At 61.6% G+C, this 24,982-nt stretch carries 19 protein-coding genes, 2 tRNA genes and 2 pseudogenes; 12 read left to right on the forward strand and 11 right to left on the reverse strand.

Features of this window, described 5'->3' with window-relative positions; all coding sequences use genetic code 11:
* Positions 1-8 precede the first annotated feature (8 nt).
* Together AC0NIL_RS12060 and AC0NIL_RS12065 are read left to right on the forward strand one after the other, a co-directional pair.
* Positions 9-638 carry a helix-turn-helix transcriptional regulator gene (locus tag AC0NIL_RS12060; RefSeq protein ID WP_024505497.1) on the forward strand — a complete coding sequence of 210 codons (630 nt, stop codon included), beginning with the start codon at positions 9-11 and terminating at the stop codon, positions 636-638.
* A gap of 110 nt (positions 639-748) precedes the next feature.
* A complete protein-coding gene (locus AC0NIL_RS12065) occupies positions 749-1,615 on the forward strand; it encodes an SDR family oxidoreductase (protein WP_013530170.1) in 867 nt (288 codons plus the stop codon).
* 133 nt (positions 1,616-1,748) lie between these two features.
* Here AC0NIL_RS12065 and AC0NIL_RS12070 read toward each other — a convergent pair whose 3' ends face one another.
* Positions 1,749-2,264: a TIGR00645 family protein gene (locus AC0NIL_RS12070; RefSeq protein WP_013530171.1), complete on the reverse strand. Its 516-nt coding sequence runs from the start codon at positions 2,262-2,264 to the stop codon at positions 1,749-1,751.
* A 305-nt stretch (positions 2,265-2,569) separates the two neighbouring features.
* The gene (locus AC0NIL_RS12075) at positions 2,570-4,801 is read right to left on the reverse strand and encodes an OmpA family protein (protein WP_474048636.1); all 2,232 of its coding nucleotides are present in this window, start codon (positions 4,799-4,801) and stop codon (positions 2,570-2,572) included.
* 197 nt (positions 4,802-4,998) lie between these two features.
* Between AC0NIL_RS12075 and AC0NIL_RS12080 the strand changes: the two genes are divergently transcribed.
* Both AC0NIL_RS12080 and AC0NIL_RS12085 read left to right on the forward strand, forming a co-directional pair.
* Positions 4,999-5,445, forward strand: coding sequence for a YcgN family cysteine cluster protein (locus AC0NIL_RS12080; protein WP_013530173.1), 447 nt, complete (start codon positions 4,999-5,001; stop codon positions 5,443-5,445).
* A 256-nt stretch (positions 5,446-5,701) separates the two neighbouring features.
* Positions 5,702-6,058 (forward strand): hypothetical protein, encoded by a 357-nt coding sequence (locus AC0NIL_RS12085; RefSeq protein WP_013530174.1) that lies wholly within the window; start codon positions 5,702-5,704, stop codon positions 6,056-6,058.
* Positions 6,059-6,271: 213 nt separating this feature from the next.
* Here AC0NIL_RS12085 and AC0NIL_RS12090 read toward each other — a convergent pair whose 3' ends face one another.
* On the reverse strand, positions 6,272-6,985 hold the full coding sequence (locus tag AC0NIL_RS12090) for an SIMPL domain-containing protein (RefSeq protein WP_013530175.1): 714 nt from the start codon (positions 6,983-6,985) through the stop codon (positions 6,272-6,274).
* Between the two features lie 134 nt (positions 6,986-7,119).
* Here AC0NIL_RS12090 and AC0NIL_RS12095 point away from each other — a divergent pair.
* A tRNA-Ile gene (locus AC0NIL_RS12095) sits at positions 7,120-7,195 on the forward strand.
* A gap of 128 nt (positions 7,196-7,323) precedes the next feature.
* Here the strand turns inward: AC0NIL_RS12095 and AC0NIL_RS12100 are convergent.
* The 4 genes and pseudogenes from AC0NIL_RS12100 to AC0NIL_RS12115 all read right to left on the reverse strand — a co-directional run.
* Complete coding sequence (locus tag AC0NIL_RS12100; RefSeq protein WP_473572442.1) at positions 7,324-8,514, reverse strand: tyrosine-type recombinase/integrase; 1,191 nt, start codon at positions 8,512-8,514, stop codon at positions 7,324-7,326.
* 16 nt (positions 8,515-8,530) lie between these two features.
* Positions 8,531-8,740 (reverse strand): helix-turn-helix domain-containing protein, encoded by a 210-nt coding sequence (locus AC0NIL_RS12105; RefSeq protein WP_473572441.1) that lies wholly within the window; start codon positions 8,738-8,740, stop codon positions 8,531-8,533.
* A gap of 71 nt (positions 8,741-8,811) precedes the next feature.
* Positions 8,812-9,057, reverse strand: a complete 246-nt coding sequence (locus AC0NIL_RS12110) for a helix-turn-helix transcriptional regulator (RefSeq protein WP_027047251.1) — start codon at positions 9,055-9,057, stop codon at positions 8,812-8,814.
* Between the two features lie 763 nt (positions 9,058-9,820).
* Positions 9,821-9,993, reverse strand: a pseudogene (locus AC0NIL_RS12115) (transposase); the annotation flags it as partial.
* Between the two features lie 698 nt (positions 9,994-10,691).
* On the opposite strand from AC0NIL_RS12115, the gene trxA reads away from it, so the two are divergent.
* The 3 genes from trxA to AC0NIL_RS12130 all read left to right on the forward strand — a co-directional run bounded on the left by trxA (position 10,692) and on the right by AC0NIL_RS12130 (position 17,079).
* On the forward strand, positions 10,692-11,012 hold the full coding sequence (gene trxA / locus AC0NIL_RS12120) for a thioredoxin (RefSeq protein ID WP_151046549.1): 321 nt from the start codon (positions 10,692-10,694) through the stop codon (positions 11,010-11,012).
* A gap of 298 nt (positions 11,013-11,310) precedes the next feature.
* Positions 11,311-16,365 (forward strand): shikimate kinase, encoded by a 5,055-nt coding sequence (locus tag AC0NIL_RS12125; protein WP_473572440.1) that lies wholly within the window; start codon positions 11,311-11,313, stop codon positions 16,363-16,365.
* Between the two features lie 132 nt (positions 16,366-16,497).
* Positions 16,498-17,079, forward strand: a complete 582-nt coding sequence (locus tag AC0NIL_RS12130) for a DUF192 domain-containing protein (RefSeq protein ID WP_473572439.1) — start codon at positions 16,498-16,500, stop codon at positions 17,077-17,079.
* 219 nt (positions 17,080-17,298) lie between these two features.
* Here the strand turns inward: AC0NIL_RS12130 and AC0NIL_RS12135 are convergent.
* The 4 genes and pseudogenes from AC0NIL_RS12135 to AC0NIL_RS12150 all read right to left on the reverse strand — a co-directional run bounded on the left by AC0NIL_RS12135 (position 17,299) and on the right by AC0NIL_RS12150 (position 20,589).
* Positions 17,299-17,690, reverse strand: a pseudogene (locus AC0NIL_RS12135) (Tn3 family transposase).
* A 118-nt stretch (positions 17,691-17,808) separates the two neighbouring features.
* Positions 17,809-19,089, reverse strand: a complete 1,281-nt coding sequence (locus AC0NIL_RS12140) for a tyrosine-type recombinase/integrase (RefSeq protein WP_473572437.1) — start codon at positions 19,087-19,089, stop codon at positions 17,809-17,811.
* A 211-nt stretch (positions 19,090-19,300) separates the two neighbouring features.
* A tRNA-Phe gene (locus AC0NIL_RS12145) sits at positions 19,301-19,376 on the reverse strand.
* Between the two features lie 319 nt (positions 19,377-19,695).
* Positions 19,696-20,589: a helix-turn-helix domain-containing protein gene (locus AC0NIL_RS12150; protein ID WP_024504770.1), complete on the reverse strand. Its 894-nt coding sequence runs from the start codon at positions 20,587-20,589 to the stop codon at positions 19,696-19,698.
* 85 nt (positions 20,590-20,674) lie between these two features.
* On the opposite strand from AC0NIL_RS12150, the gene AC0NIL_RS12155 reads away from it, so the two are divergent.
* From AC0NIL_RS12155 to AC0NIL_RS12170, 4 genes are all read left to right on the forward strand, one after another.
* Positions 20,675-21,946 carry an extracellular solute-binding protein gene (locus tag AC0NIL_RS12155; RefSeq protein WP_024504771.1) on the forward strand — a complete coding sequence of 424 codons (1,272 nt, stop codon included), beginning with the start codon at positions 20,675-20,677 and terminating at the stop codon, positions 21,944-21,946.
* Between the two features lie 207 nt (positions 21,947-22,153).
* Complete coding sequence (locus tag AC0NIL_RS12160) at positions 22,154-23,014, forward strand: carbohydrate ABC transporter permease (RefSeq protein WP_013530184.1); 861 nt, start codon at positions 22,154-22,156, stop codon at positions 23,012-23,014.
* Positions 23,011-23,847, forward strand: a complete 837-nt coding sequence (locus AC0NIL_RS12165; RefSeq protein WP_013530185.1) for a carbohydrate ABC transporter permease — start codon at positions 23,011-23,013, stop codon at positions 23,845-23,847. The genes AC0NIL_RS12160 and AC0NIL_RS12165 overlap by 4 nt, the downstream gene beginning before the upstream one ends.
* Before the next feature lie 8 nt (positions 23,848-23,855).
* Positions 23,856-24,950, forward strand: a complete 1,095-nt coding sequence (locus AC0NIL_RS12170; protein WP_275954027.1) for an ABC transporter ATP-binding protein — start codon at positions 23,856-23,858, stop codon at positions 24,948-24,950.
* Positions 24,951-24,982 lie beyond the last annotated feature (32 nt).

Consider the following 24,982-nt stretch of genomic DNA (forward strand, 5'->3'; position numbering starts at 1 on the left):
GGGCATCCATGGACACGCTCACCAGCGACCGGATCATGCATGACGGTGCCGTCTCGCGGCGGCTGGTGGTGCTGATTGCGCTTGGCGATGCGTCGCGCGCCGAGCGCCTGGCGGCCTCGCTGGCCGCGAGCGATGACCTGCTGCCGGTGGTGGCCGGCAGGGCTGACGTCGCCATCGTTGACGACAGCAGCGGCGGTGCTGTGCCGGCCGCCATTCCCCGGGTTCTTCTATCGGGAGGCGCCAATGGCGAACGGCCCGCGGGCGAGGTGTTGGCCGTCCTCGAAACGGGCGCGGACGATTTGTTGATCGCTGCGGCGGCGCGGCTGGCGGCGGCCGGCTATCGGGTATCGGGCGAGCGCAGAACCGGACGCCATGAGGATTTCCATACTGGCGATGGCGAGCCGTTCGAAGATGAAGCCTCCGACGAGCATGCCGTCCGTCCTTCGCTGTCGCCGCGCGAGGCGGAAGTGCTGGCGCTGCTGGCCGAGGGCGCACCCAACAAGGTGATCGCGCGGCGGCTGAACATTTCCGTGCACACCGCGAAGTTCCATGTCGCCGCAATCCTGATCAAGCTCGGTGCCGCCAACCGCACCGACGCGATTGCCACTGCGATGCGGCAGGGGCTGGTGCTGGTATAGTCATAAACCCTACGCTGCGTAACGCGGTGTCCGGCGTGTAGGGTCTTGCGCTGTGGTCGCCCGCCGCGCAAAGCTTGGCGTCTGACGTGTTGCAAGGGAGGCGCAAGGAAATGTCGCTCAAGGGAAAGACGCTGTTCATCTCCGGCGGATCGCGCGGCATCGGGCTGGCGATCGCGCTGCGCGCGGCGCGCGACGGCGCCAATGTGACGATCGCGGCCAAAACCGCCGAACCGCATCCGAAGCTGCCCGGCACAATCTATAGCGCGGCAGAAGAGATCGAGCAGGCCGGCGGCAAGGCGCTGCCCGTGCTGTGCGACATCCGTGAAGAGGCACAGGTGGCCGAGGCGGTCGCCAGGACCGTGGAAAAGTTCGGCGGCATCGATATCTGCGTCAACAATGCCAGCGCCATCCAGCTCACCGGCACGCTGGAAACCGACATGAAGCGCTACGACCTGATGCATCAGATCAACACGCGCGGCACCTTCCTGGTGTCCAAAATGTGCATTCCGCACCTGAAGTTGGCCAGCAATCCTCACATCCTGAATCTGGCACCGCCGCTCGACATGAAGGCCAAGTGGTTCAAGAACCATGTCGCCTACACGATGGCCAAGTTCGGCATGTCGATGTGCACGCTGGGCATGAGCGCCGAGTTCGCCAAGGACGGCATCGCCGTCAATTCACTGTGGCCGATTTCGACCATCGACACGGCAGCCGTGCGCAATCTGCTGGGCGGCGCGACGGTGGCGGCAATGAGCCGTTTGCCCGACATCATGGCCGATGCTGCGCATGCCATCTTCATGCGGCCGGCGCGCGAAGCGACTGGCAACTTCTACATCGACGAAGAGGTGCTGCGCGCCGAGGGCGTCAGCGATTTCTCGATCTATGCGCCTGATGCGACCGGGCCGCTGGCCGGCGACTTTTTTGTCCCCGACGAGGTGTTTGCCCGCACGGACAGCAAGATCAGGAATATTTACTAGAGCTCTTTGTTTTGACGCGACGGGCGTCGAGCCAAGCCCTTCGCCACCCGCAGAGTCATGGGAAAGCCCTGCTCGAACAAGGCGGTAGGGCATCGTTCCTGCGGGATTGATTCAACGTCCGGCAGGCGCAGGCTCACGCCTCGTCCTTCTTGCCTTTGCTCAGGCCCATCAGCCGGTCGATATAGGCGAGCATGAGCGCCGAGACGACGAAGGCGAGATGGATGATGGTCAGCCACATCAACTGGTCGGTCGTGTAGGACGATGAGTTCAAGAACACCTGCAAGAGGTGGATCGACGAGATGGCGACGATGGTCGAGGCAACCTTGACCTTCAGCGAACCGACATCGATGGTGCCCAGCCAGTGCACACCGCCGTCCTGGTCGTCGAAGCGGCTGACGAAATTCTCGTAGCCCGAGATGATGACCATCACCACCAGCGAGGCAACCAGCGCGGCATCGATCAGGCCGAGCATCTTCAGGATGGTGTCGGTGTCACCGAGCGTGAACGCCAGGCTAATGAACTCATAGAGCTTCTTGCCGAAGGACAGCGCATAGACGGCCAATGCCAGGGCCAGGCCTATATAGAAAACGACGAGCAGCCAGCGTGAAGCGAGAATGATCGATTCGATGGCGAGTTCGAGACGCTTCATGGGATGATTCCGGCTGGTTATCTCTCAGACAATGGCTGTATTCGACGAGGCCGCCACCGTTTGCAAGACAAAAAACCCCGCCGAACAAGGTCCGGCGGGGCTCAATGCGTCCCGCTGGAGTCGGGACGGGGCAGGGAACGCCCAGCACCGAATCTGGGGTGGCTGCGCTCGCGATTCAATGAGCCGTGTCTAACGCCCGTACAATTCTTCTTGAACCCCGCACATCCATCCACCCCCGGCTGTGCCGGGGGTGGATGCTTCTCTTGCCGATTCCACAAACCGGGTCATGATTTTGAAATCATGACCTAATTGTTGCTGGCGACCGGTGCCACCAGCGAGGTGATGCGGCGGATGGCGACGCGGCGGTTCTCGCGGTTGGGCGCCGCCGTGTTGACCTTCAGATACTCCTCGCCATAGCCCTGTGTCGTCAGGTTTTCCGGCGGGATGCCGAAGGCATTGGTCAGAGCCTCCGCCACCGCTTCCGCGCGGCGATCGGAAAGAGCGAGGTTAGCCTCCGGTGTGCCGACCGCGTCGGTGTGACCTTCGATCAGGAAGGTCTCGGCCGGGTTCTTCTTCAACAGCTTCTCCATGGCGGTCGCTACGCCCTCGAGCTTCTGCACCTCGGTGTCGGAGATGGAGGCCGAACCGAATTCGAAGTTGAGCGTGTCGAGATCGACGCGACGTGCGATGTCGCGCACGCGGGCCGAACGCTTGACCTCGTCGATCGAATAGAGGCGCTGGACCTTCTCGACCGGGGGCTGTTCGAGGAACTCGTAGTAGTCATCGGGGCTCTCGACGTCCTCGGAATCGAGGATGTATTCCCGGCGCGGGATGGTCAGCCGCATCGGCGGCAGGTCGTCGCCGGGATCACGCCAGTCGCTGTCATCTTGATAGTGCCGCTCGTCGACATAGCTCAGCACATATTCGCGTCCATCCGGCGCGATGCGCGAACGCTGGATAACGTCGCCATAGCGGTTGCGGATGGTGACGATCCGGACACCGTTGTCACGCTCGACGATTTCCCGGGTGCGATCGCCCGACAGATCCTCATAGTAGACTTCTTTGGCACCGCGGGTGACGCGCGGGGCGTCATTGCTCTGGACAAATGTCTGGTTGTTGAACTGCAGGATGACGCGATCGCCGAGTTTCCTGACGACGTCGACGCCTTTCGGACGCCGACGATCGCGGGCGATCTCATCGGGCGCACGCTCTACGCGCGTACCCTTCTCCTCGGTCACCGGGACGATCTTCTCGGGCTTGATCTCCTGCTGTGCGGCCCTGTCGTCGGTGGGCGGCGGACCCTGGTCGATGGGAGCAGCCACCGGCTTGCGGCCCTGATCGCCACCTTGCTGGGCATTTTGTCCGCCATTCTGCTGCTCGCCATCCTGCTGAGCATTCTTGTCGCCACGTTTGCGGCCGCCGCCCCTGCGCTCGGCGTCCTTCTGGCTGTCCAGGATGGGAGCGGCGTTTGGATCGGTCGGTGCTTCGCCCTGCACCGGGTTTTCGCCCTGTGCCGGTGCTGCCGTCTGACCATTGGCCGGTTGTTCGCCGGTGGCGGGTTGTTCGGCCGTCGCCGGCTGCTCGCCAACAGGTTTCCTGCCGTGCTTCTTCGTCGTGTCCTGGGGCTGCTCGCCTTGGGCCGCCGGCTGCTCGCCGGCAGGGGCCGTCGCCTCTCCAGCGGGAGCTTCCTTCGGCGCCGGGGCGACTTCAGGTTGGGCTTGCTGATCCTGCTTGTTCTTCTTGCGCGGCTGGGCCTGCTCGCCGGGCTGATTGTCGTTGGCCGGCGCGACCTGTTCGGCCGGCGTCTGCTCAGTCTGCTGCTGCTGATCACGCTTCTTTCTGCGCGGCTGCTGTTCCCCTGCGGGTGCTGCCTGTTCGGCCGGCGCCTGCTCGGTCTGCTGCTGCTGGTCACGCTTCTTTCTGCGCGGCTGCTGTTCCCCTGCGGGTGCTGCCTGTTCGGCCGGCGCCTGCTCGGTCTGCTGCTGCTGGTCACGCTTCTTTCTGCGCGGCTGCTGTTCCTCTGCGGGTGCTGCCTGTTCGGCCGGCGCCTGCTCGGTCTCCTGCTGCTGATCACGCTTCTTCCTGCGCGGCTGCTGTTCTTCGGCGGGAGCGGCCTGTTCGGCGGGCGCCTGCTCGGCCTGCTGCTGCTGATCACGCTTCTTCCTGCGCGGCTGCTGTTCCTCGGCGGGAGCGGCCTGTTCGGCGGGCGCCTGCTCGGCCTGCTGCTGCTGGTCGCGCTTCTTCCGGCGTGGCTGCTGCTCCTCGGCGGGCTGCTCGCTCTGGGCAGGCGCGGCCTGCTGTTCAGGCTCGGCCTTCTTGCGCTCGTGTTTCTGTTCGGGTTCCGCCTGCTGCTTCTGCGCGCAGGCCTCGGCCGATTCGCCCTCGGCGCATGCTGCTTGCGCCAGGATGAATGGGGTTGCCGTGCGCTGGGCAAGACCGGACGCGACACTTCCCTGAAGCGGGAACGCGCCCAACGGCGCGGATGCCATCAACAGGCCAAGTGCGGTGCCTGCCAGAATCCGTGGTTGGCGTTTCATCGAAATTCTCCTTGTGGGGTCCCATCCTTGCCGAAACCGATCTTGTGCCGATTGGTTCCAGTCTGGCACGGATAGAGGCCGTACGGGGCGATTGACCGACCTTTTGAAGGCAACTTCATGTCATTCACCTAGCGATAGCCGCAATTGCGACCATTGCCGCGCTTGACCTTGCCCGCGGCCGGGGCCACATCCGGGAAATGGAAACGCCATTCTGGAAAACCAAGGCGCTGGAGGCGATGAGCCCGGCCGAGTGGGAATCGCTGTGCGACGGCTGCGGTAAATGCTGCCTGTCAAAGCTTGAGGACGAGGACACCGGCGAGATCTACTGGACCAGCGTCGGCTGTCGGCTGTTCGACGCCGAGACCTGCCGCTGTTCGGACTACGCCAACCGGCTGGCGCGCGTTCCCGACTGCGTCGGGCTGACGCCGCAGAATGTGCGAACCATCAGTTGGCTGCCCAGTACCTGTGCCTATCGGCTGGTTGCCGAGGGCCGCGACCTCTACTGGTGGCACCGGCTGGTGTCTGGCAGCGCCGAGACCGTGCATGAAGCCGGCATCTCGATGCGCGGCCGGGTCAAGGCGAGTGAAACCGATCTTGCCGAGCCGGAAGACTATTTTGACTATGTGCTGGACGAGGAGCCGTAGGACCAGCCGCGGCGAGCAACAGCCCTACGTTCGAAGGCATTTGGCCAATCCGCGGGGGGTCGGAATCGGGCGCCGATTCAGGCATTCCGGCCTTCACCAAGGGCTGGGGAGGATGGCGAATGGCCGGAACTTTCCTTTTCCCGCCATATGAACCGGAGATGAACGGCAGGTTCGTAAAGAGTTCAGACAGGCAGGCGCATTCTCCCCCCATCGGTTCACGAGGACGGGCGAAGGCCCGCAAAAAGGAGAGAAGACGATGTTCAACACGATCAAGACGGCAGCCCTTTCGGCCCTGGTCGGTCTCGGCACGCTGGCGGCCGTTCCCGCCCACGCCGACAGCCTCTATCTCGGCTTCGGCAACAACAACGACCCGCGTTTCGGCGTCTATACCGGTGACGACGGTTATCGCCATCGCCGTGATGAACGCCGCGGCGACTGGCGCCGTGGCTGTTCGCCGGACCGCGCCCTCGACAAGGCCGAACGCATGGGCCTCCACCGGGTCCGGATCGTCGACGTCAACCGGCGGACGGTGAAGGTGGCGGGCCGTCAGGACGGCGACCGTGTCGTGGTGGTGTTCGCCAACGAGCGCGGCTGCCCGGTTATCTATCGCTGAGGTTCGACAATTAAGGCCGACCCCTCTTTGAGGGTCAGCCTGGCAGCATGATCTTTAGCAAGATCAGCTGGGACTAGCGGAGCCCCTTTCCGTTTGAAGGGTGTGGCTCGAAAAAACCCCGCGGGAGCAATCCCGCGGGGTTTTTCATGCGCGCTATTGGCTGGTGATGCATCGGTGGCTGGGCAAGACCCAGCCACGGATCCTCAGAGCCGCTTACTTCAGTTCGAAGGTGACGGTCACCTGGACATTGTAGGAATTCTCGCCGGCCTGCACGGGAGCCGCGCCACCCGCCGCGGCATCGAAGGCCTTGGCGTTGATCGGCATCGGCGCCGGCGCAATGTTCTGATCTGATATCTCGAGCACCCGGCCGAGGCTGGCGCCTGCGGCCTCCGCCAGCGTCTTGGCCTTGGCCATGGCGTTGGCGACCGCCTTCTTGCGCGCCTCGGTGACCGTGGCTGCCGGGTTGTCATTGGTGAAGGCGATGCCGCCACCCTGGTTGACGCCGAGCGACACCGCCTTGTCGAGGATCTCGCCGGTCTTGTCGACATCGCGCACCCGCACCGAAAGCGTGTTGGTCACCTGATAGGCGACGAGTTCGGCTTCCTGGCTGCCGTCCGGCTTGTTGGTGTAGTTGTAGCGCGGGTTGATCTGGATGCCGGCGGTCTGCAGGTCCCGGTCCTTGATGCCGGCGGACTTCATCGCCGCGATCACGGCGGCCATGGCGTCATTGTTGGCGTCGAGCGCGGCGCGCGCGGTCTTGGCCTCGCGCATGACGCTCAGCGTCAGGACCGCCAGATCGGGGGCCACGGTTGCTTCGCCTTCGCCCGACACGATGATGCGGGGCGGCGTCGGCAGATCGGTGGCTCCAGCCATCGCCGGAAAAGCGATTGCAGCGGCGAGCGCGAGAGGCAAAAGATGTCTGGTCATGAAAATCTCCTTGGTCTGCGATCAAGTCGCAGACGTCGCGTAGAGCGCGATTATGGGTTGATTTGGGCGATCTGGGGAAGCCCGTCGGGAAAGCCTTGTGCCGCGATGCGAAAAACATTAATCCAGCCCGCGTGGGGCCTGTAGCTCAATGGTTAGAGCCGGCGGCTCATAACCGCTTGGTTGGGGGTTCGAGTCCCTCCGGGCCCACCATAACATTTGATTTTGTTGAGGAAAATTGCCCTTTGCCCACGCCTTGCCCACGCTTTGCCCACGGCACTTTGGCAGCAAAAAAATCCTCTTAACGGGCGCGCTTGGAACAGTTCGCGATTCTTCGTGCTTCATTGTGAGCCGACGATGCTCAAATTGGCCCGCCGCTTCGCCTGATCGCGCTTTTCTTCGCGCTGGTTTATCGCTCTAGCAATGTCGACGGCAATGCGCTTCTTGTTCGCCTCACGGACGTATTCGTCGGTCACCGTCATCGACGAATGTCCCATCGCCTCCATTATGGCACGCGCTTGGATGTTGCACTCGGCGAGGTAGGTTCCAAACGTGCGGCGCAGGCCATGAAGCGTATAGCCATCCGGTATTCCAGCCTGCCGGGTCCAATGCCGCATCATGCCGGTTAGGCTCTTTTCCGAGAAAGTGCTGCCATAAGCAGTCTTTAAAACGGTGCCGCCTTTCGATCGGTCGAGAGGTTCAAGCGCGGCTGCCAGCTTGTCTACGACCGGAATGAACATCTCTCGACCCCCGTGGCGATTGCGGTTTTTCTTCTGCCGAAAGTCAAAGGCTTCGATCAACACCAGCGAGCCGTCGAACAGCTCGATCTCCTCGCTCACCAGATCGCACCATTCAAGAGCGGCGATATCGCCGCGCCGATTGCCGAGCCAGAAACCGAGTGCGTAGCAGGTCCGAGCAGGCGTACCGATTGGATGCCGCTCTTCGTACTTTTCTCTGATCCCGATTGGCCAGGCCGGGTTCTTGGTGGACCTGGGCACGCGTACACGAATGGAGAGCGATGGGTCGTCCTGCGGCTTGATCCATTTCTCCACTTGGATTGCCACCCACAGCAGTTTTTTGATCGCGACGAGAAGGTGCTTGGCAACCGTCCGGTTGGCAAGAAAGATGCCCTCGATTATCGCGCGCAGACGATCGGCATCGAGATGTTCCACCGGGGTATCGCGCCACGTCAGTGGATAGTCAGGGTCGACCTGCATCTCAAGGAAGCGTTCAATGAGCCGCAGGTTCTTCCGCTGCGTCGCCTCGTCCAAGTCCAGCCATTCCATGGTACTTTCGAGTCGCCGTGCTGCATGCCCAAAAGTACGCGGCAAGGCGCGCCCCGGCATGTTGATAATTTCCGCGCTGCCAGCACGACCTTCAACGGCACGCCGGTAGGCGATCTCAAACGCTTCGTCGCCGGGCTGGCCGGGTAAGGTTATTTGCCGAGCATGGCGATTAGCTCGGAAGCGCCAGTACTCCTTGCCACTGACGAGGCGCGAAGATGCTCCAGGGTAGTCAGGATGTTTGGCCATTGAATTAGTGTCCGCGCTACAAGTCCTCGCGTTGGGGCTTCTGCAACAAGTCCTCACTTTTCATGGCAGCACGCAGCAGGACTGGGTAAGGAAAGCCTCTGCCTTGCTCTATGCCTTCAAAGGTGCGCTTCGGTATTCCCAGCACCTTGGCGGCGGCTTCGGCAGTGAACCCTTCCTTGGCCCGCCATGCCTTCACATCTCGCGCAAGTTTCTCATTCTCGTTCACGTCATCCCTTCCGCGCCGGCCATCATCATACTACGCCTGCAGCGCATACGCAATCAGCGTAGTTGCTATCGTTATTCTACGTCCCGTTTGCTTCGTTGCAACAGCTCTTGAAGGCCGCTATCTTTGTCCGGTAACGAGGTGAAAGCGATGTCCAGGGCTACACGATCCCAGACAGCGCGGCTGTTGATGCGCTTGGGCTTCGGCATGCGCCCATCGGCAACCATCTCGTCAAAAAGCGTCGATCCGACACCGATGTAACGAGCTGCTTCCTCACGAGATAGCCCTCGTGGGGCATACGAGATTGCGTCACTCTTCATGGACGCTGCCTCGGTCCTGATATTCCGGGCGTGGTGGTATCGAAGCACAAAGCCACATCCTAGTTGCCATTAGCGGGAGATCGTGTTGGCGTAAAATAAGAAGGGCCTCGTTAAGCGGAAGCGGCCTGAGTAGTTCGTTCGGCGTGAACTGGCAGCAACGTGTGAATGGGGGCATCCCGGCAGGGTAGCAATCCGTGCGGCCAGTCGGCGGGGCGGCATTTCGCTGAGCTGGCGATTGGTGAGCCACTACTCAGACGTCGCATTCGAGGCCGAAAGCTGACAGGCATATCGGACGTTGAGGTCGTCAATCTCGCAACACCCTGGCGAATTTTTTTTGGTCGAGACTGGGCTGGTACAGTCAGTCTGGCTATGGCGCTTACGCCGCACGAACTTCACAGCTGATGTGTCAACTTGCTTCCCCGTCGTTGATGGAGGAGGTAGTTGTGGCCAAGATTGCGCGGATCGCATGGGTAGTCATGACTAAGCCCGGCGCAAGCTAGGAACGGCGAAATCCGGCCTTTAGCTGATCCCGTTTGTTCCAGACTGCGAGGCTCGTGAAAGTGATGATGAGACAGTCGATCGGCGCGCCGTAAGCCCTGTGCAAAAAAGCAGGTTGTGAGCCCGGACCATTTATCTGGGAACGGCACGCGCGGATCTCATCATGGCCCGACCGCAACAGCTGCCCACTTGCGAGAGGCCGGATACATTTGTGCAGACTGCATCGTCCTGATCGAAACGACCCTTGCACGGGCGGGGCGGGTCATACATTTTTTGAAAGCAGCTCGCGAAGGGCGGCCGCGTCGAGCATCTGCTCGGCCAGAAGCTTCTTCAGCTTCGCGTTCACCTCTTTCAAGCCCTCAGCCGCTTCGCCTCGGAAACTTCCATGCCGCCGAATTTGGTCTTCCAATTGTAGATCGTCGCTTCCGAGATCCCATGCTAGCGAGCTAGGTCCAGCATGTCCGATCTTCCCACATTACGATTGTAACCCGTTTCGACGTTGACGCTTCAGAACTTTGGATCTTCATTAAAGGACACGCTCCAATCAGCGCATTCGATATTGAACGGAGGTCCATTTGCCGCTCCGAAAACTTACATCATCTCACTCGGGGCTCAGTCAAAGTGGAAACAGCGTTCGGCTATCACGTTCGAAGGCCAGACTGGCCGACTGCCGGAGCCAAAGCCGATTACTCAGCAAGTCGCCGCATCCGCTACGCCATTGCAGTGCGAGCAGAAGGGAGAAGAGATCGAGGGCACAAGCAACGGCGGGTATTTTGCCGCTAATGAAGCAGATACTTTCCCACCGGATCCCATTGCTCTCGGTCACGGCGAGAATATCTCGATCTTGCCGATCAGGATCAGTGTCGGGTCCAACATGAAGCCGGAACTTCAACTCCGTAGAGGAAGCGCAAACTGAACCGGCCGATGAGAAGGCAGTAAGGCAACGGCGCGAGCGCGAGGTCGAAGACCATACGTTCGAGGGCGCAAAAGCCTGTCAGATAGAACCTGTGCTGAAGCCGGAAGAAGGCGAGGCCGTGGCGCTCCCTATGTCCCAAAGAGCGTCGGGTTGATAATTGAAGATTCTGCACCGCACCGTCACATGTGGTTCAACATCTTCTTCGGTCAAAGGAGCAGCCATGGCTACCGTGAAAGTCGATATCAATAACTTCCAGTCGGAAGTTCTGGAATCCGCAGCACCCGTCGTCGTCGATTTCTGGGCCGAATGGTGCGATCCCTGCAAGATGATTGCTCCGAGCCTCGAGGAAATCTCCGTCGAGATGGAAGGCAAGATCAAGGTCGCCAAGCTTAACATCGATGAAAACCCAGAACTCGCCGCCCAATTGGGCGTGCGCTCCATTCCGACGCTCGCGATCTTCAAGGGCGGCGAAGTGGCCGATTTCTCGGTCGGCGCCAAACCGAAGACAGCTCTTTTGGACTGGATTTCGAACGCTGCCTGATCGATATCGCTCAATCTGTACCGCAATGAAAAACCGTAGATCCGCCCCGTAAAGCGGTAGGGTTCATAGCGATTTATGGGGCGTTTTGTACAGTGCTCAGCTCTTTGAGCTTCAGCCTGATGCCGGAGCCATCGAGTGGCGAAGAAGTTTTTCATTGCGGCGTTGTCGAGGCAGTTGCCGCTGCGTGAATGCTGCGGCTTTCAAGCATGCCGTTGCCGGGTCGCGTGACCGCACTCAAACCAATGATGCCTGTTGTTGACAGGCTTTAGGCGATGCGTTTTGCTGGATCGGAGAGGGAATGGGCAGCACCGGAGAGTTGGTCGGACAAGCAGGGCGTCCTGATAGCGAAGGAGGCCCGCACCGCATCTCCGACGCAATGTCGGACCAGCAGAAGGCGCGCGAAGCGACGCTTTCCATCGCCGGCGCGGTGGCTGCCCGCGACGGCAATCTCGACGGATATTCGGATTCGGAGTTGGCCGATTGGGTGAACCGCTTCAGGAGATGGCCGGACCAGCAGAAGACGCGTGAAGCGACGGTTGCCATCGCCGGCGCGGTGGTTGCCCGCGCCGGCAATCTCGACGGATTCTCGAATCAAGAATTGGCCAATCTGGTGAACGGTTTCGGCAAGTGGCCGGAAGAAGAAAAAGCACGCAAGGCGATCGTTGCCATCGCCGGCGAGCTCGGTTCCAAGGGCCGTCGCTTCAGTACTTTCAGCACGCCTGCGCTAGTCAGGGTCGCCAACGGTCTGTCGCGGTGTATCGAGGAGGGAGAGACCGTCGGCGAGGTCGCCGAACCCGCCTTCCTGAAGGACCGGCTGAAGCTGCTGGCGCACTACCTCCAAGCAGCCGAGGATCGGCTGCCGCAGGCTGATGTCCATGCCATCGCGAGTATATTCAAGGCGTTGGGCAATGCGCAGTTGTTGGACGATCTCGGTGCGCTGGCACGGCCGGGGCTGGACAGGCTCGAGGTGTTACGTGCCGCTCCCGAGTTTAAGCTCGACAACAACCTGGAGACGATGGGGAATCTTTGCGCCTCCCTGCTGCCACTAGCTCGCAGCCCGAAGCCGGTGTTGCGCTGGCACCGCACGTCGGCGCTGAACCTGCTCAACGCCATCCAGCCGGTGGTGGAACACAAGATCGATGCCCATCTCAAACTAGGCCAGGCCGAGCGCACCAGCGGCGCCAATGCAAGCCGCTGCTCGGCGCTTTCGATCTATCAGGTGCTCAAGACCCGGGCGGTGCTGGAGAGGCACTACCGGCTGCCCTATGTCGACGGCGACAAGCTCGCCTTGCAGGCCAGGCAGCAAGAGCTGCACGGCAAGACCAGGCAGATCCTGGACAGTGCCCGCGCCCTCATCTACGCCGACCTTTCCTACAGGAGCTGGAGCGTGATCGCCGAGATCGAGGCGAAGGAGCCGTTCGAAGCGCTCGACACCTTCATGGCGCAGAACGCATCGATGATCCAGGCCCAGCATACAGCCGCCAGCTTCGATGTCCATCGGGTCCTTCAGGCCATGGACCACGAGCCGAGACCGCCGCAAGGCGATGCCGGACTGATGCGGCTGCCGGTGGTCGACATCCAAGGCCGGCCGCTGAGCAGCGAAGCCGAGCTGCGTTATTCCATTTTCCACCGCTTGACCTCGGGCGCGGTGAAGGTGGTGGCGGTGCAGCTAAACGGAACTCCGACTGCCGCCATGCTGACACGCACGTTCACCGTGGAGGGCGTGCCCTACCGCATGGACCTGTTCGGCGGCAGCAAACTGAAGCCGCCGAAAAAGAGCCTGAACCAGCTTGCCTCTCAGCTGCCCTTGGCGGCCGAAGAGGCCCCAAGCGCTAAACTTTTGGCGATCCCCTATGCCGAGACGGCTCCGGGTACGGCCTTTGAGCAGCTGTCGCGGGACTGGGCGCCGTTCAAGGAAGCCTATTACTATACCCAGCGCCGCGGATTTGCTGCGCCGCCGGGCATCCCCGACATTGGCCCGCATGATTATGCGCTGGAAGGGTGCTTCAAGCTGTCCCTTCTGCCCGACCGCCCCGCAGGCGCAGTGCATCCCTTCCGGTTCGAGGGGCGAGACGGCGAGATCGCCTTGCGGCCGCATGACGGCTGCGGCTTCATCAGGGCCTCACTGGCCGAGCGCATGCCGTCCATTGCCCGGGCTCGCCACGACGCTCCCGAGCGGATGCCCGCCTTTGCCGATAAAAGGCAATCGGCGGTACCGCCCTCGGCGCTGCAACATTATCCGCGCAGCGTCGAGGTGGCACAGGAGACCCGCGAGAAGGCTCTGGCTTGGCTCGAAACCCATCAAAGCCTCACCGCCGAGCAGCTGTTCCGGACGGTCACGGGCGGGCATATCGAAGGTTCGGGCGCTATCGCCGTGCCGTCCAGCGACGAATGCCTGCATGTGCCGACGGGCAAGAGCAAGACCTTGACCCGTGACGCTGGCGTGCTTGTCGGACGCTCCCCCTATGACAAGCCCGACCTGCGCCCGTTCGCCGCCGACCGGGTCAGGTCGGCGCGCGATGGCGATCGAACCGCGGCGTTCCTGGATCGGTGCGTGGCCTTCCAATACAGCTTCAACGTCGCGCACAGGTCGGGGGCTGGGCTTGCCGCCGACGATCCGACCTTCTTTGCCAAAGGCATCTTGATCGTTGTGCCCGACGAAATGTGGCCGGCGGACTTCGCCGAGCGCGGGGTGGTGATGTCTGCCGAGGACGTAAAGTGCCATTCGCGCTGGCTGGAGGAAAAGGACCGGGTCACGGCCGACACTGCGCTCGAGTGCGTCGGCATCCTGCAGGCGACGGAGGTGTTCGCGCCCGGCTCTTTGGTTGCAGTTCCGTGCGCCGAACAAAAAATGCTCGACGGCGATTTTGACGGCGACGCCGTCGTCATCATCGGCGACCGGCCTCGCCTTTACGAGCATGTGCGCCAGTTCGACGCGCAGCTGCAGGCGCGCGGCATCACCTCGATGAAGCCGCCGAAGTCGCACACGCCGGCCATTGAGAAAGGCGGCTACCAGTTCAGCCGGTCCAAGCAGATCCTGTCGGCCACCGGGCCGGTGCTGGAGACCTACAGCTGCCTGCAGCGCAACATGCTGGCGCAGCCGCTGGAGGCGCAACGCTGGTTTGCCGAGCGTGCCATCTTCGGCACCTACGAGGGCATTCATCAAGAGCTCAAGGCCGACATTCGCGCACTGTTGCAGGAAGATCGGCCGGATGGCCAGGCCCTCCATGAGCTCATCGCCAGGGCGGGGGAAGACAGCAAGGACGCCAAGCATCCGGTGGCCCGCGAACTGGCCGCGTTGCTAGTGGCCGAGCTCAAGGACTGGAACCTGCAGCTCAATAGCGAGCAGGCTCATGAGCAGTCGGACGTCAAGCAGCAGTTAGCGCGATCCGTGGCCTCAACCGGCGCGAAGCCTGCCGTCAGCGCCGACGTCGGCGCGCTCTTCCCGAAACTCAGAGAATCCTATCCGGCAACCGCTGACGCCAGGAAGCGCATCGACTTCCTGCTCAACCGCTACCAGCCGCGCATTTATCCGCGGCCCGACGGCTACAAACCGGACGATCTGCATGAAAGCGCCATCAATCTGTTGAGCGTCGGCATCAAGGTCGGCACGGACGCCTACAAGTCCGATACCGGTGCGCTGGTGTTCAAACAGAAAACCGCCGAATTGCAGCGGCTCTTGGAGGGGAGGCCGGGCTTCAAGGCGGCGCCCTATGTCAAGGCGCAGGCGGCAAAGCTCCACCAGGGCCGGTTCGACGTCGATCGCAGCCTGGCGCATCTGGAGGACAACCCCACTCTGGCGGCCTCGGTCATGGAGGCCTCGATCAGACTCGCCGTCGAAACCCGCATTCTGCCCAGCGCCATAGCAATCTCGGCCGACGACGACCCCGCCAGCAGGATAACGCTGAGCAGCGAACAGGCCCTGGAGCGCGCCAGGCTCGAAGCCGCCCCCGCCGAAGCGCAAGAAAGCGCGATTACCGAAACTGTGCATGCGGTTGCCGAGCTTTTGCGGCAGGACGGCATTGAGGTGAAGGTGCAGCATCTTGACCAACGGTCGGGCGGGCAGGGCTGGATAGCCGACGAGTTGACCGGCCAGAGCGTGAGCGCGGCGCCAGAGACCCAACTGGTCACCAATGCCGTGCGCCATGTCTTCGAGATCCCAGACGAGGCTTTTACACGCGCCTTCAGGAAAGCGGCACTGGCCTTCGAGGAGCGGGACTGCAGCGAGGTCGAGACCACCAACTGGTTCACCAAGATGGACACGCGGCGGTTACGCGGCGTTCACACGGCGTTCAGAACCGCGCAGAACTATCGCTTCGAGGTCGAGTTCCATACGCCGGCCAGTTACCGGGCCGAGCTCGCCCAGCGCGCGCAGAGCGAATGCAAGCCGGTCCCCATTCCCCGTGGTGCCTTTGAGATATTACAGTGGGGCTCGTCAGGAGACAGCAGGTCGAGGGTGGCAGGGACCTCCAGGCCGCGCGGCGTCGCAAGACAACAGGATAGGGTCGCTCGATCGCCGAAAGCCGGCGAGATCCGCGCGGCCCTCGGCACGCAGCCGGTAGTGTTCGTCGGCATGCCGGCGAGCGGCAAGGGGAGCATCGGCGCCCAGCTTGCCAAGGAGTTGGGGTTGGACTTTCTCGACATCGATAAGCGTATCGCCGCCGCGCACGGCGATTTGATAGAGATGTTCGCCGAGCACGGCGAGGGGCACTTCAGGGACCTGGAGGCCGAGGAGCTCGCCAAGTGCCTGGAGAGAGGACCCGTCGTCATCGCAACCGGCAGTGGCTGCTTTGCCGAGGAGTCGAATCGAGCCCTGATCCTTAATAAGGCGCGCTCGATCTGGCTCGACACCGACCTGAAAGAGCTCAAGAAGCGCCTCACGAAAGACGACAGCCAGCCGCTGCTGCAAGGCGAAAACCGCGAGGAGAAGGTTGACCAGCTGTACGAAAAGTGCAGTCCGTTGTACCAAAAGGCCGATATCAGATTGCCCCTGGTCCCTCCCTTTCAAAAAGACAAGAAGGACGCGCGCATTTGCGTGGACATACTCTACGATCTCCTGTGCAGCAACAGAGAAGCCGCGCTGCCAGCTGCCGAGATATCACATGTCCCCGGTTCTTCCGGCACCGCCACCAGCATGTCCCCAACAGCACAGTGCATGCACGATGATCATCCCAATTGCGGGGAGGGCGTCGCGGAAACCATCCAGGCGCCGGCGGCACCTTTGAGTGAAGCGGAACGGCCGCCGCCCCTCGACTCCACCGCCGCCCCGCAGCCTTTGCTAGCCGGCAGTAACGCACGAGCGGATTTAGCGTCTTCCCCGAGAAGCAGAGAACGCTCAAGTCGAGGTCGATAAGCTTTCGGCGGCAACAATCAGGGTCCTTTCGCAGGTTTGGTGCAGGGGGTGGGTTAGCGCCGAATGCTAACAAAAGGGAATCGCATGCATAAAGTCGTCAGAAGTAGGACGATTTCCGGCCGAGGATTCTGAATGACTTACAGGAACTGGCTGACAACGGGCGTAGTCTGCGCCGCGATCGCCTTTGTCATTGCCGCAGGCGCTTTCTTCCATTCGCAGCGACCGGCTTGCCGGGCGATGATCCTTGCCGTCGACCCGCAGCCGCTGGTCGCGGTGACGAAAGGCGGCGAACGCTCTTTCTCCGTCGAAATCGCCGACACCTCGGCCGAGCTCGAGGCCGGCCTGATGTTTCGCCAGGAGATGGCCGACGATCATGGCATGCTGTTCGTGTTCGAGGAGCCTCGGGATGTCAGCTTCTGGATGAAGAACACGCCGATGCCGCTCGACCTGATCTTTGTCGGTCAGGACGGCAGGATCCGGGCGATCAAGCAAGGCGAGCCGCAATCCGAGGCGATGATCTCGCCCGGCGAGCCGGTTCGCTTCGTGCTCGAGCTCAAGGCAGGCACGGCAGCCAGGAGCGGCATCGCGGACGGCGATTTGTTACGTCACCCGGCAATCGGCACTGCGCACAACTCAACGCGCAGGATCGATCGCAGATGCAGTTTTTCTCCCATGACGGGGTCGGAACAAGAACTTTTCCCAGCGACACGCTAAGATCGAACGGAGCATGAACGTCATGCGGCGTGGCGTAACCGAGCCGGGGTCTGAGCGACCGGAAGCCTTCAGGCCGCTGATGTTCTGTATCCCAGGTGTAGATGCCGGTCAGATTGATGTGTTCCCAGCTCAGCGGCGAGACGTGATTGAGCAGCTGATCCGGAGTCTCGCGATGCATTTCTCGCAAGCGGGTGACGGCCCGTTCGATATAGACCGTGTTCAATTCACGATCGCGCTAACGAGGCCGGAGGCGCGGAAGGCCTGGCTTTCGAATGATCGGTCGCGGATTTCGCCGCGCTCGTGGAAGAAGACGGCGCGCTTCAGCTTATGCGCAGCTTCGCCCTTGTTGAGCCCAGCTCGGCAGTGCCGATGCAATATCGGACTTGAGTACCATTCGAACATGAAGAGCGAGCGCTCGATCTGACCGAGTTCCCGTAGCGCCCTTGCGAGCTGGACGCGGACAGTTTCCTCGGGATCGTAGACGGCACCACGGACCGCGTGGTGATCGACGCCGCCAGATGGAGCAGATCGTCCCATTGGTCGAGAATCAGAGTGGTGTTGATCGGCGCCCCGATGTGGTTCGACAGCGCCGGATATGCATCGCCCTTCATCTGGAACTTCCGATCTTTAAGTTGCGCAGCCGCGGTGCGAACCGCTTGCCGATCAGAGCGAACAGCCCGACGACGGTGGCGGGATGACCTACGCCGATCTGGTCGTGCGGTTGGAGATTCATCTCGGTGATTGGTGTGCCGTCGCTGTTGGGTTCAAAGTGGACGGTCGCGATGGTGTATGAACGGCAGGCTTGCCGCGTCGCCCGATCGAGTTCACTAGCGCGCTTTTGCTCTCGAGTTCATCCAAATAATCTGCCCACCACTGCATCATCTTGACACGCTCTTCCCAATGCTCAGCCCGGGCGTATGCACGACGAACGTCGTTGTTTTCGATGTGGGCCAGTTGCCGCTCTATGGCATCCGAATGCCAATTTCCGCATTCGTTTAGCAGAGTCGATGCCGTTGCTCGAAAACCGTGCGCGGTAGCTTCCTCTTTGCCATAGCCCATACGGCGAAGGGCGGCGTTAAGCGTGTTGTCGGAAATCGGGCGCGAACCCGATCGAACACTGGGAAATAACAGCGATCCACCACCGGAGATTTCTCTAAGTGAGGTCAGGACGCTGACCGCCTGCCTGGAAAGAGGTACACGGTGCGGCCTTCGCATCTTCATGCGTCCTTCAGGGATGCTCCACACCGATCTTTCAAAATCGAACTCGTCCCATCCGGCCGCGCGCAGCTCGCCGGGGCGGGGAAACAGCAGGGCCATCAGCTTCAGGGCGGCTCGGGTTGTTGGCTGTCCATCAAACGCATTGATCGCCCTCAGCAAGCCTCCCAAGGCCTTAGGATCGGTAACTGCGGCACGCGGCGTGACCGTCGGACCGACGAGTGCCCCCCTCAGGGCGATCGTCGGATCTACATCGGCGCGTGCGGTTGCGATTGCATATCGAAACACGCTGCCGATGGTGGAGCGCAGTCGTCTAGCCGACTCGTATCGACCGCGAACCTCCACGCTGCGGAGAGCGGCAAGAATTGTGGCCGGATCAATCTCCCTTATGCTTTTGTCCCCAAATGTTGGATAGGCAAAGTCGAGCAACCATTTGACCTTGGTGATGGTCCGATCGGCACGTCCCTCCTTCTTCAGCTTGTCGACATAGTCCTCCGCGATTGAGCGAAAGGTGTCCTCTGCCGAAGCCTTTTGCGACTTGCGCTCCTGTGCGGGGTCGATGCCACGTAGGAGAAGACGTTTGGCGGTATCGCGCGCCTCGCGTGCCTCAGCGAGGGAGATGAGGGGATAGCTGCCCAATGCCAGAAGCTTCTGCTTGCCCCCAAAACGATAGGCGAGGCGCCATAGCCGAGATCCGGTCGGCTGCACCCAAAGCTGGAGCCCGCCACCATCAGAAAATTTCACGAGCTTGGAAGCGGGTCGGGCATTTCGGCATTTCACGTCTGACAGTGCCATTTTCGGGAGCTCCATTTGGCTGCATCGATACCATCAGGATCTCCAATACCACCGAAAATACCAGCCCTCCGCCTCGTTGGACCAACTACGCCGAAATTCCACAAAACACGACCAACCGCGCCTTGCGTGCGAAATCACCAGGGATTTCAGATATTTGCCGAGACAAAAGCGTAGATGCTTCGGCGAAAGAGACTGTCGGGAGAAGGGGGGATGGTGCCCAGAGGCGGATTCGAACCACCGACACGCGGATTTTCAGTCCGCTGCTCTACCAACTGAGCTATCTGGGCCTGTTCCGGCAAACGAAAACTCGCAGGCCGGAATTCATCGAGGCGCCGTGGGCGCCCCTTGAAAGCGCGTGGGTTATAGCACGGGAATTCGGCCTGTCCAGCGCCTAGGTGGCGATTTCAGGCAGGAAAAGCGATGCCGTGCGGTGCCCCGGTTTCCATGCTGCTTGCAGGCCGGAATGGCGCACGGCATGGCACGATCCGGCCTTCGCCATTCTTGTCCGTGCCGCTATTGCAGGCTGAAACGCCGTGACATGTCTTTTAGCCGGCGGTCGAGGCGCAGCAATGCTCGCGGCACTGGGCGCCCGCAAGTCGCCATCGCCTATCTGGCGCCGGTCACGCCGCGCCGAAAATCGGAAGGCGACATGCCGGCGAGCTTGCGGAACGACTTGTTGAAGGCGCTGAGCGAGCCGAAACCCGAATCCATGGCGACACGCAGCACATTGGCGTCCTGATGCATCAAAAGCGCCTGCGCATAGCTCAGCCGCAACAGGTTCACATACTCATTGAGCGTCATGCCGGTGGATTTCTTGAACAGGCTCATGGCGTATTTGGGATGGATGTCGGCGGCCGCGGCGATGTTCACGCAATCGATGTCATAGAGGAAGTTTTCGGCGATGAAATCGCACATGCGTCCGACATTCCGCGACGATTGCTGGTCAAAGGGGCTGCCTGTTTCCTGGTCGGTCGGAGTTGCGGATACCAGCCGATAGGGCTCGAACCGCACTCGCTCCAGCCGCAGCAGCAATTCGTTGACGGCATGTTCGGCCTTGGCCTGGTCGCCGGACCGGGCGTAGCGGTTCCAGCGCTCGAAATTATGGTTGTCGGACTGGTCGGTGGCTGATGTCACCAGTGTTGCGCCCGTCATCAGCCGATGCCTTATATCCGTGGGCAGGTGCAGCCGGAAGAAATGCACCAGCGGCAGATGCGCTCCGGCATAGATGGCGTCGTCGGACAAATCGTCCATCTGGTGCGGCAGGCCACCCCAGAACAGGCACATCTCGCCGGCCGAAAGCGAAATCTCGTGGTCGTTCATGCGGTAATGCACGCTGCCGCGCACGATGAAATTAACCTCGACTTGGGCGTGCCAATGCGGCTTGAGCATCACCAACGGATTGGTGTGAAACATCTGCAGGAGCAGCGGCAGGCCTTCCACGCTGCTGGCCCCAGGCTGGTAGAACGGCCGTTCAGGCATCTTACTTTCCGCCAATTTCATATTCCCTTTGACGGCGACAGGCCTTGCCCGGTGCATAATCTAGCCACGCTCACAGTGAGAGAGCAAATGAAATGGGAGGATTTCAATGCGCATCACAATGACCTGCGCCGCGCTCGCGCTTGCCCTGGGCTCAGCCCCGGCCTTCGCGCAATCCGGCGAAATCACCATCTGGAGCTGGAATGTCGCGGCTTCATCGCTGAAAGCGACCATTGCCGGCTTCAACAAGCAATTTCCCGACGTCAAGGTCACGGTCCAGGATCTCGGCAACCAGCCGACTTACGACAAGTCGATCGCCGGCTGCGCCGCCGGCGGCGTCGGGCTGCCTGATGTCGTCACCATCGAGAACGGCGAGGCCGAGAATTACTGGAGCCAGTTCCCCGACTGCTTCGTCGACCTGCATACGCTCGGTTACACAGCCGACGACCAGAAAAAATTCCCCGATTTCAAGCGCACCGAGTTGGAAGTGGGCGACAAGGCCTACGCGATGCCGTGGGATTCCGGCCCGGTGGCCGCCTTTTATCGCCGCGATTTCTACGAAAAGGCCGGCGTCGATCCGGCTTCGATCAAGACCTGGGACGATTTCGTCGCCGCCGGCAAGAAAATCCAGTCCGCCAATCCTGGCGTCTCGATGACCAATGCCGATTTCAACGGCGACTCGGAATTCTTCCGCATGATCTCCAACGAACAGGGCTGCGCCTATTTCTCCGAGGACGGACAATCGATCACGGTCAACCAGCCCAAATGCGTCGATGCCATGACCAAGGTCAAGGAGATGAAGGACGCCGGCATCATCTCGTCGGCCGACTGGGGCACCAAGATCACCAACAACACCGCCGGCACCGTCGCCACCCAGATCTATGGCGGCTGGTATGAGGGCACCATTCGCACCGAATCTGCCGGCGAAAACGGCAAATGGGGCGTCTATCTGATGCCGAGCCTCACCGCCGACGGGCCGCGCGCCGCCAATCTCGGCGGGTCCTCGCTGGCCATCACCTCGGCTTCCAAGAACAAGGAGGCTGCCTACGCCTATCTGAAATACACGCTCGGAACCAATGAAGGCCAGATCACGATGCTGAAGGAGTTCGGCCTGGTACCGTCCCTGGTCTCGGCGCTCGACGATCCCTATGTCGCGCAAGGCCTGTCTTACTGGGGCGGCCAGGCGGTATGGAAGGACATTCTCGGCACCTTGCCGAAGGTTGTTCCGAGCCGCGGCACGCAGTTCCAGAGCGACGCCGAAATCATCGTCCGCGCCGTGCAGACCAAGTATCTGGCCGGCGGCTATCCTGACGCCAAGGCGGCGCTCGACGATGCCGCAAGCCAGATCGCGGCGGCGACCGGACTGCCCGTCAAATCTTGATTACCGCTTCTCCTTCTCCCCTTGTGGGAGAAGGTGGATCGGCGCGATAGCGCCGAGACGGATGACGGGTGCTCCAGCGGAGTGAGACGTTTGCGTTCCCTGGAACACCCCCTCATCCGTCGCCTTCGGCGACACCTTCTCCCACAAGGGGAGAAGGGAAGACCCAGGCAACGGCGTGAAACAACAAGCGGTAGAAGGAGGAGCAAGATGCGCAATCGTAACGCCACGGCCTATCGCTTCCTCACGCCCTATCTGCTGATCTTCGCGATCTTCTGGGTGTGGCCGATCATCAGCTCCTTCATGATCTCCTTCCAGGCGACGCGCACCGTGCCGTGGCGGTTCGCTCCGAGCTTCAACTGGGGCCGGTTGATCGGCGATCCGGCCTTCTTCAACGCCCTGAAGAACACGCTGCTCATCCTGGTCATCCAGGTGCCGGTGATGATCTCGCTGGCGCTCGTCATGGCGGTGCTTTTGAACTCGCCGCTCTTGAAGGCGCGTGGCCTCTACCGCTTCGCCTTCTTCGCCCCGGTCGTGGTCGGCGAGGTTGCCTATTCGGCGGTGTTCCGGCTGATGTTCAACCTCGATTTCGGCATCATCAACAAGCTCCTGAACAGCGTCGGCCTGCCCAAGATCGACTGGTTCTCCAACGTCACGCCGGCGATGGCGCTGATCATGATCGCGGTGACCTGGCGCTGGGCCGGTTACAACGCCATCATCCTGCTCGCCGGCATGCAGTCCATTCCCGAAGACGTCTACGAGGCGGCGACGCTCGACCGCGTCAGCAAGCTCAAGCAGTTCTTCTACATCACCCTGCCGCTGCTGAAGCCGGTCATCGTGTTCTGTCTCGTGCTGTCGATCATCGGCACCATGCAGCTGTTCACCGAGCCGTTCCTGATCACCGAGCGCGGCGGGCCGGGCGGCGGCACGGAGACGCTTGGCCTGCTGCTTTACCGCCAGGGCTTTCGGTCGCTCAACTTCGGCTACGCCTCGGCCGTCGCCTACACCATGGCCGGGCTGGCGATCGCCATCACGCTGGCGCAGCTGTGGCTGACGAGGGAACCGAAATGAGTTCGCGCTCCTCCGCCAGGCTGGGACGCAGCATCGCTCTGCATCTGTTCCTGACGCCGCTGGCGCTGATCTGGCTGTTTCCGCTGTGGATGATGGTGGTGTTCTCGACCATGCCCGACAACGGCATCTTCAGCCCCGGCATCGAGCTTTTGCCGCACGGCAATTTCATCGACAATTTCAACAATCTGCAGCGCGACACGAACTTCGTCGGCGCCATCGGCATTTCGGTCTCGGTGGCGGTGACCTACACCATCCTGTCGGTGCTGCTGACGTCGATGGCCGGCTGGGCGCTGGCCCGATACCAGTTCTTCGGCAAGGGCGCGGTTGTCGCCATCATACTGGGCACCATAACACTGCCCTATGCGGTCGTGCTGATCCCGCAGTTCATCATGGTGGCGCGCGACTTCAAGCTCGCCAACACCTGGGTGGCGCTGATCGTTCCGCCGCTGTTCAATTCGCTCGGCGTGCTGTTCATGCGGCAGAGTTTTTCGATGATGCCGGACGACCTCTTCGATGCGGCGCGCGTCGAGGGCGTGAAGGAGTGGCGCATCTTCCTCTTTGTCGCGCTGCCTTTGGCGCGGCCGATGCTGGCCGCACTCGCCATCATCCTGTTCCTCGCCTCCTGGAACAATTATCTGTGGCCGCTTTTGATCAACAGCCAGCCCGGTTCGATGACGGCGCCGGTGGCGCTCGGCACGCTGATCGGCCTCACCAAGGTGTCATGGGGCGGCATCATGGCGGGCGCTGTAATGCTGACGGTGCCGATGCTGGTCGTCTTCGTGCTGCTGCAGCGCCATTTCATCGCCGGCATTGCCGCCGGCGCGGTCAAGTAAGGGGCAGCATGGCAACGGTCACGCTCACCAATGTCGTCAAGCGCTTCGGCGTCTTCGAGGTCGTCCATGGCGCCAGCATGGACATCAAGGACGGCGAGTTCGTCGTCTTTGTCGGCCCCTCCGGCTGCGGAAAATCGACGCTGCTCAGGATGATCGCCGGGCTCGAGGACATCAGCGGCGGCGAGATCGCCATCGGCGGCAAGGTGGTCAATGATGTCGAGGCGGCCGACCGCGGCATCGCCATGGTGTTCCAGTCCTACGCGCTGTATCCGCATATGAGCGTCGAACAGAACCTCTCTTTCGGCCTGCGCATGACCGGCAATCCAAAAGCCGACACCGAACGGCGGGTGAAGCGGGCGGCCGAGATCCTGCGCATCAGCGAATTGATGGACAGACGCCCGAAAAAACTCTCAGGCGGTCAGCGCCAGCGCGTCGCCATCGGCCGCGCCATCGTGCGCGAACCGCAGGTGTTCCTGTTCGATGAGCCGCTCTCCAATCTCGACGCCGAATTGCGCGTCCAGATGCGCGTCGAGATCTCCCGGCTTCACAAGGAACTGGGCACGACAATGATCTATGTCACCCACGACCAGACCGAGGCGATGACGCTCGCCGACAGGATCGTCGTGATGCGCGCCGGCCATATCGAGCAGATCGGCCGGCCACTCGATCTCTACGACAACCCCGACAATCAGTTCGTCGCCGGCTTTGTCGGCTCGCCGAAGATGAATTTCATCAAAGGCCGGGTTGTCGGGCACGATGTACGTGGCGTCGTGGTCGAACTGGCGGGCCAGGAGAAGACCCGCATCACGCAACCGCTGACTGGCACTGCGCCCGAAATAGGCAGCCCAAAAATCGGCAGCAAGGTCATTGTCGGTGTGCGGCCCGAACATTTCGGCAATGCCGGAGAAGGCGACGCCGACCTTGTGGTTGCCATCGACGTGATCGAGCACCTGGGCGGCACAAGTTTCCTCTATGCCAGAACGGCCAACGGTGACGACGTGGTGATCCAGCGCGACGCGGCAAAGGTCCCCGACACGTCCGAGATCACCGTTTCCATCCGCAAATCCTACCTGTTCGACGAAAAAGGACTGCGGCTGCGCTGACCGCCAGCCCTTCCCAGCCTTCAAGGAGAATG

It is taken from the genome of Mesorhizobium sp. WSM1343 (genome assembly GCF_055901535.1).